Below are 1,069 nucleotides of genomic sequence, written 5' to 3'. Positions count from 1 at the left end.
GGTAACCACCGTCAACGGCCCGGTGCGTATCGAGGCGCCGCGCGATCGCAACGGCTCGTTCGAGCCGGCGATCGTGCCGAAGAAAACCCGGCGACTCAACAACATTAATTCGGTGGTGCTGTCGCTGTATTCACGCGGCATGACCACCCGCGATATCGAAGCCCATCTGGCCGAGGTGTACGGGGCATCGGTGTCGCGGGAGCTGATCTCGAATATCACCGAGGTGGTTGTCGATGAGATCAAGGCCTGGCAGTCTCGGCCCCTGGATGAGATCTATCCGATCCTCTATATCGACGGTCTGCGGCTGCGGATCGGCGACAACGGGGTCATCACCACCAAGGTGGCCTATCTGGCCATTGGCGTGGATCTCGACGGTCGCAAACACGCCCTGGGCTGCTGGATCCAAGACAGCGAGGGCGCGAAGTTCTGGCAGAAGGTCGTCATCGACCTACGCAACCGCGGCGTGCGCGACATCCTCATCGCCTGCTGCGACGGCCTGACCGGTCTGCCCGATGCGATCCGCTCGATCTACCCCGATACGGTCGTGCAGACGTGCGTGGTGCACGTCATCCGCAACGCGATGCGGTTCGTGTCTTACAAGGACCGCAAAAAGGTCGCCACCGCGATGCGGACGATCTACACCGCGCCCACCGTCGATGGCGCTGAATTGGCACTCAAGGAGTTCGATCAGCAATTCGGCACCCAGTACCCGGGCGCGATCGACGTGTGGCGGGGCGCCTGGCCAGAATTCGTGCCGTTCCTGGACTATCCGGTGGAGCTACGCAAGATCGTCTACACCACTAACGCCATCGAGTCGATCAACTTCCAGCTGCGCAAAATCACCAAGAACCGGGGCCATTTCCCGGACAAGGACGCCGCGATGAAGTTGCTGTACCTCGGGCTGCGCAACATCTCCAGCGAGAGAGGAGGCTATTCCGGGACCGGAACCCATAACTGGACCGTGGCACTCAACACGCTCGCCAGGCTGTTCCCCGGTCGAATCCCGTTGTGCTAGACTACAACTCGTAGTCAAATCATCTCTGACTTACACAGAATTCGTGACAGGCTC

At 60.6% G+C, this 1,069-nt stretch carries 1 protein-coding gene; it reads left to right on the top strand.

Translation table 11 applies throughout. The features are described 5' to 3' along the window. Positions 1–1,015, top strand: a 1,015-nt coding sequence (locus BST28_RS22940; RefSeq protein WP_083083223.1) for an IS256 family transposase, incomplete at its 5' end; no start/stop codon positions are given. Positions 1,016–1,069: the final 54 nt, after the last annotated feature.

Source organism: Mycolicibacter kumamotonensis (genome assembly GCF_002086285.1).
GTDB classification, from domain to species: Bacteria; Actinomycetota; Actinomycetes; order Mycobacteriales; family Mycobacteriaceae; genus Mycobacterium; species Mycobacterium kumamotonense.
This window is presented reverse-complemented; position numbering and strand designations above follow the sequence as displayed.